This is a genomic window from Candidatus Thermoplasmatota archaeon (genome assembly GCA_038884455.1).
In the GTDB taxonomy this organism is placed as follows: domain Archaea; phylum Thermoplasmatota; class E2; order DHVEG-1; family DHVEG-1; genus JAWABU01.
The window spans coordinates 1-5,819 of the sequence record JAWABU010000061.1; the positions used below are offsets into that span (position 1 = coordinate 1).

Sequence of the window (5,819 nt, forward strand, 5' to 3'; positions counted from 1 at the left end):
GGTTCACATGGTTCGCAACTGTTGGATTAATCCTTTTCTTTGCGCGTCCCATCCAATGAAAAAATGAATGTTTCTTCCTTAATTATCTATTTCGGGATGAAGCCCTTGTTGATCTTTTAAACAGGTTCCCATGCGAACAATTAATTTTTGATACATTTTTTCATGCGCAACAGATTGATACTCATGTTTATGGGGAGGGATATCAACATCCATATAATTATATACTTAATCGGTATTGCTAGGAACTACAAAGACATTATAGTTTAACAAAAAAACAATGTCTCAGTTAGAAGGAAGTAAATATGAATAGAAACGAAGGACGTGGCAGAGGCGGCTTTGGCGCTCCCCGTGAGATGCATAAAGTCACCTGCTCAGAATGCGGAACTGAAACTGAAGTTCCGTTCAAACCTGATGGGACACGACCTGTGTACTGCAGGGATTGTTATCAAAAACGAAAACCAAAAAGATTTTAATAAAAATGAATTGACCATCCGATTGTTCAATGTTGCCAATCATTTTTCATATAAAATCTTTTTTTCTTTATTTTTTTACTAATACGTTATATATTCCTGTTATTCTTCATCATCAGGTTCAGCTGGATCCCATGGCCGATACGGGATATCTGGCATTGGTAATGGTCCAGGTCCATTGAAACTGTATCGCATATTTTATCCCCATACTATATATGTGGTGTTTTACCTTTAAAAAACTTACGATACCTTAATTTTCTTATTCATAAACATTACATCTCTTCATATAGAAGCGGTTATAATCCAAAGAAATCTAAGTTACCAACTATTTTTCAAAGGAAATGTATAAAATACGATTCGCCTGTTCCATGCTTTATATGATCATTCGACTCGCAAAACCTGGTGATACGGAAGATCTTGCACATCATAATATACTTTGTGCTCAAGAATCCGAACATATCATTTTAGACCCAACATGCCTTGTTAGGTGTAAAAAATCTTCTTTCAGATATTCAAAAAGGATTCTATATTGTTGCAGAACAAAGCCATGAAATCATCGGACAGCTTATGATTACCTATGAATGGAGTGACTGGAAAAACACAACACAATGGTGGATTCAAAGTGTATATGTTCAAAAAAAATGGCGTAAACAAGGCCTTTTTACAAATCTTTTACAATTTACACGAGAACTCGCGGTAAAACAAAATATTAAGATTCTGCGACTCTATGTGCATGCAGATAATCATAACGCAATCCAGGTTTATAATCAGAGCGGTTTTGAAAAACAACCCTATATCATATATCAACATACAAAATAAACTTAAAGACTATAGAATTCGTTGGATCATATCATTTTTTCTTTTACCATAGTTTTATTCCCCAGAACCGGATGGCCATGATCATTCCAATAATTACGATGAGTACTCCAAAGATTTTTTGCATCCATTTGCCTACTAAAACATATTTGTTGCCAAGTTTCCCTCGGATGGTTGTCGTTGCAGCACAGAGTGGAATAATGGGAATCCCATGGCCCAGACCAAAGACAAACAATAGCAATCCACCCATTACTATGGAAAAATCCTGAGCAAGAATGAGGATAAAAACAGGCAGCATTAGCCCTAAGGCACAGGGTGCCCAACCAATTGAAAACAGTATCCCTAAAAAGAAAGCTCCGAAATAGACAGATTTTTTACTGAGCTTTAAAAACATTTTTTGTCCTTGTTCTACTACATCAGAACTTGATTGTCTCTGAGATTTTAATTGTATTAATTCCTTAAGTGGTTTAAACACGTTTATTCCCAATATTATAAGAATAATACCTGCAATTAGGAAAAACAAAGCTGATGCCTCAATAAAAAAACCTATTGATGAGAGAATCAAACCAAAAACAAAAAAAACTAATGCCATCCCTATAGTGAACACGATCCCAATCCAAACACCTTGCATTGAAAACGTCTTATGACTTTTTTGTGAATCCTGCTGAAGAGTACCAACATATGAAATCATAGCAACAAGCAGTGCAAGAGAGCATGGTGTAACTGCTGTTAGCACTCCTAAAAGAAATATGCCAATGAACGTGATACTTTCTTCATATATTTTTCCGTGAAAACCTTCCCAGGTCCCATCAATTATTTTTTGAATATCCTGCATTAAAGACTCAGCGCTTTGCACTCCATCAATCGGACCTCGTCCCATGAGATATACATGATATACACCAACGATACTTTGATTCATATCAATAAGCACAATACTTGGGTTGGAAAAAGCTCCATCCTTAGTCCAGTATTTCTGATAGAGATTAGCAATAGAATACGGAGAATAATCTTCAACCCAATGCCAACTAATATTAATATTAAAATCTTGCTCTGCCATTTCTTTACCGGTTCTCGAGTATGGATTTTTCCTGATGTTAATCGTGATAACCGTAACATTTTGGTTTTTTTCTGAAAGTTTTTCAAGCTCAACAATTTGCCCTTTCATTTCTTCAAGACATTCGATACAAAGAGGTGATTCCAAACCTGTAAAATGCAAAATAACAACTGAACCTGAGTAATCACTGAGTGAGAATTCAGTTCCATTTTCATCAGTAGTTGAAAAATCAGGTGCTGAAAGTATGCTATCTTCTGCAGTTGCAACAGCTGATAAAAACAAGGAGAAAAGAAAGATTAGAATGAGAGATGAAAAAAACCTCTGGTGTTTATAGTTCATCATATCTTTCCCTTGTTTGTATGATGATAATAGATGGCGTCTTTTATCCAGGTTTCAAGATCAGCATCACTGATCTTCATATCATCTGGTGCTTCCCAGGTATGCCATCCTATTTTTATTTCATTATTTTCTTCTACATAGGTAAACACACCGGTTAGTGCAATATACCCTGGTGGACCGTTCGGATCATACATATAGACTTCGTTTGCTTTTTGAAAAATATCCTGTGAAGCATCATAAACAGCATCAAGATCATAAAAAACTATCTCGTCATATTTTTCTGCAAATCCAATGACTCGTTTAGCTTGATCAGCACAACCAATACAACCTGTTCGATGAACAACAAATAACAGAGGTTTAATTTTTAAGGCTTCAACAATCCAACTAAGATGAGTTACTTGCATTCCACTTGAAGGATTGCCACTGGGATAGGTAACCCAAAAATCATTGGAACCAGTACCAATGCTGTGTACCGGAGTATAGTTGTTTATCCATGAGAGATCGTGTGCATCATTGTCGGGAATATCATTTGTGCATCCTGGTAATAACAGCACACTACTCATTATAAAAAAAAATATTACAAACATGTATGCTCTATTTTTCTTCATATTTTTAATTTCTCCAGTACGGTTTTTTCGACTTTGGCGATATCTGTTTCATCAAGCTTAAAATCTGATGATTTTTTGATACCTAAATCTGTGACAACAACATGTACAGTTACTGGGCAATCAGCATGCTCCAAGGTTTTCCTTGCACAATGTACCGGACATCCATCGATTGCAACAACCTTTTTTACTTCCCGTGTTGCCTCTGCAAAACCACTGATATGCCCACCAATTCCTGCGAGACAATACATCTTCCCAATATTTTTTGTTGTTAATCGTTTTCCTACCTCATTTGCAATTTGACCAACATTAGAACCACCGGAACACGGAAAAAACAAAACATCGTTTGTCTTACATAAACAGGTACTATCAGCCATAGTAAGTCACCAACTACTTAGGACAACATTGAATATTACTTTTCATCAGTTCTTTATAATCTGAGAGTACATCATGAACCCAGCAGTCATCATTACCAGCACTTTCACGAAACACCAACGCCATAATATATGCAAGCTCTTTCAACGTAGCACCTGCTTCAAGAGCACCTTTGAAATGTTTCCGAACACAGGGTGCAGAACGCCCTTTGATCGCTAGTGCAAAACAGATAAGTTGGTAGGTTTTTTCATCAATCGAACGTTTTGCTTTATACATACTATCAATTTTATCAAATTCTTGTGAGAATTCAGGGAACCATTCTTCTAACAACCGCATAATACTATCCTCCGTTAGCTAATAATTTTTCTAATCTCTTCAGCTGTTGGAACATGGCCAACGATTTTAACCTCACCGTTTACGACAACTGCTGGTGTCAACATCACACCACGATTCACAATTTCCTGCAGATCTTCAATTTTTACAACCTCTGCATCTCTGCCGAGTTCTTCGATAACTTTTCGTACTATTTTCTCAGTAGCCTTACATTTCGGACAACCAGTCCCAAGTATCTCTATTTTCATTCAATCACCTATCCTACAATCATTCCATACATAAATCCAATAAGAGCAGCAATAATAATCACTAACGCAAAGTACACTAACGCTTTTTTCACACCCATAACCTTTGTAATAACAACCATATTTGGAAGACTTAATGAAGGACCAGCAAGAAGCAATGCTAAGGCAGGACCACCACCCATTAAACCAGTGCTATATCCAAAAAGATTACCAACAATTGCAACTTCTAAAAGAGTAGGCATATATAAAATCGCACCAATGATTGATGCAAGCAAACAAGAAAAAATGTCGTTTCCACCGATATAGGGTGCTATAGCAACACCAACTGCGCTACTCGGGTCGCTACCAGGTATTAAAAAAGCTGTAGTGCCACCAATGATTCCAACAATAAAAACACCAATGAGAAGAATCGGGAATATTTTTTTTGTTAAACCCCATGTCTCCATCCCCCACTCTTTTACTTCATCACGAGTATAATAAAAAATAAGCAAAACAGAAACAACTAAGGTTAAGACATAAACAATAGCAAGTTTTGGAACCCATTCGATATATGTTGTACTCGCTGCGCCAATAACAAGTATTAAAACAAGAGATATGAAAAAAAGAAGAGAAACCCATAATGGACGAATCTTTTTTTCATCTCTGCTTTGAGTAGTAAACAGAGCAGTATCTTTGTTCTGTTTTTCACATTCTTCTTTTCTAAAAATAAATGCCATTAATAAACCAATAACAATCGCCATGGTTATTGCTGCTATTGCCCGTGCAAGACCGATATTGTACCCAAGCACTTGTGCTGTAAGAACGATCGCTAAAATATTAATTGCAGGTCCTGAAAAAAGAAATGCAGAAGCAGGCCCAATACCTGCGCCTCGCTTGTAGATACTCGTGAATAAAGGTAGTACTGTACAACTACAGACCGCAAGGATTGTACCGGAAATGGATGCAACAGAATATGACAAGTATTTTTTTGTGGAGGCACCAAAATATTTTAACACCGATGTTTTTGATATAAAAACTGCGATTGCTCCTGCAATAAAAAAAGCAGGAATCAGGCAGGTTAAAACATGTGCTGACAGATATTCCATAAGCATGCCAAATCCTGCCATGATAATATCAATTGGATTCATTTATGAAGCCTCCTTGCCATTCCAATGATTTCAAAAATTTGTTGGTTTGATGCTTTGATAAAAATGTTTGTTCCTTTTTTTTGTTCAGAGATAAGACCAGCATTTTTTAGAATTTTTATATGCTGGGAAACATTTGGTTGAGATTTCCCTGCAAGTGGGATAATAGTACAAATACATTGTTTTTTGTTCTTTACCGAATCAAGAATTGTTAATCGTGTAGAGTTTGCTAATGCTTTAAAGATATCAATTTCGCTCATTTAAAAAGTATAAGTATATCCAAATATTTAAATATTATCATTAAAACGTTTATTAAACCATTTTCTTAACTTTGGCTACATCCCGAAATGAATCCATAAATTCAGCATAACGTCTCATTTTGCTGTGAGAATCACGCACAGCAAACAGAAAAAATCATAATTCAACAAGCTTTTTTACAGATTTTTTCAACAAAACCA

At 35.9% G+C, this 5,819-nt stretch carries 10 protein-coding genes; 2 read left to right on the top strand and 8 right to left on the bottom strand.

Going from position 1 to position 5,819, the window contains the following annotated elements; all coding sequences use genetic code 11:
* Nucleotides 1–78: 78 nt before the first annotated feature.
* Nucleotides 79–213: a hypothetical protein gene (locus QXL17_08320; GenBank protein ID MEM4259129.1), complete on the bottom strand. Its 135-nt coding sequence runs from the start codon at nucleotides 211–213 to the stop codon at nucleotides 79–81.
* An 89-nt stretch (nucleotides 214–302) separates the two neighbouring features.
* On the opposite strand from QXL17_08320, the gene QXL17_08325 reads away from it, so the two are divergent.
* Together QXL17_08325 and QXL17_08330 are read left to right on the top strand one after the other, a co-directional pair.
* Nucleotides 303–473 carry a CxxC-x17-CxxC domain-containing protein gene (locus QXL17_08325; protein MEM4259130.1) on the top strand — a complete coding sequence of 57 codons (171 nt, stop codon included), beginning with the start codon at nucleotides 303–305 and terminating at the stop codon, nucleotides 471–473.
* A gap of 477 nt (nucleotides 474–950) precedes the next feature.
* On the top strand, nucleotides 951–1,289 hold the full coding sequence (locus tag QXL17_08330) for a GNAT family N-acetyltransferase (protein MEM4259131.1): 339 nt from the start codon (nucleotides 951–953) through the stop codon (nucleotides 1,287–1,289).
* A 43-nt stretch (nucleotides 1,290–1,332) separates the two neighbouring features.
* On the opposite strand, the gene QXL17_08335 is transcribed toward QXL17_08330, so the two are convergent.
* Genes QXL17_08335 through QXL17_08365 form a run of 7 tightly spaced genes read right to left on the bottom strand, consistent with a single transcriptional unit; the run spans nucleotide 1,333 to nucleotide 5,621 of the window.
* Complete coding sequence (locus QXL17_08335; protein MEM4259132.1) at nucleotides 1,333–2,682, bottom strand: cytochrome c biogenesis protein; 1,350 nt, start codon at nucleotides 2,680–2,682, stop codon at nucleotides 1,333–1,335.
* Nucleotides 2,679–3,287, bottom strand: a complete 609-nt coding sequence (locus tag QXL17_08340; GenBank protein MEM4259133.1) for a hypothetical protein — start codon at nucleotides 3,285–3,287, stop codon at nucleotides 2,679–2,681. Before QXL17_08340 ends, QXL17_08335 begins: the two co-directional genes overlap by 4 nt.
* Nucleotides 3,284–3,661: a putative zinc-binding protein gene (locus tag QXL17_08345; protein MEM4259134.1), complete on the bottom strand. Its 378-nt coding sequence runs from the start codon at nucleotides 3,659–3,661 to the stop codon at nucleotides 3,284–3,286. Before QXL17_08345 ends, QXL17_08340 begins: the two co-directional genes overlap by 4 nt.
* Nucleotides 3,662–3,674: 13 nt before the next feature.
* Nucleotides 3,675–3,995 carry a carboxymuconolactone decarboxylase family protein gene (locus tag QXL17_08350; protein MEM4259135.1) on the bottom strand — a complete coding sequence of 107 codons (321 nt, stop codon included), beginning with the start codon at nucleotides 3,993–3,995 and terminating at the stop codon, nucleotides 3,675–3,677.
* Between the two features lie 14 nt (nucleotides 3,996–4,009).
* Nucleotides 4,010–4,240, bottom strand: a complete 231-nt coding sequence (locus QXL17_08355) for a thioredoxin family protein (protein ID MEM4259136.1) — start codon at nucleotides 4,238–4,240, stop codon at nucleotides 4,010–4,012.
* 8 nt (nucleotides 4,241–4,248) lie between these two features.
* Nucleotides 4,249–5,364 (bottom strand): permease, encoded by a 1,116-nt coding sequence (locus QXL17_08360; GenBank protein MEM4259137.1) that lies wholly within the window; start codon nucleotides 5,362–5,364, stop codon nucleotides 4,249–4,251.
* Nucleotides 5,361–5,621, bottom strand: coding sequence for a metalloregulator ArsR/SmtB family transcription factor (locus QXL17_08365; protein ID MEM4259138.1), 261 nt, complete (start codon nucleotides 5,619–5,621; stop codon nucleotides 5,361–5,363). The genes QXL17_08360 and QXL17_08365 overlap by 4 nt, the downstream gene beginning before the upstream one ends.
* Between the last annotated feature and the right edge of the window lie 198 nt (nucleotides 5,622–5,819).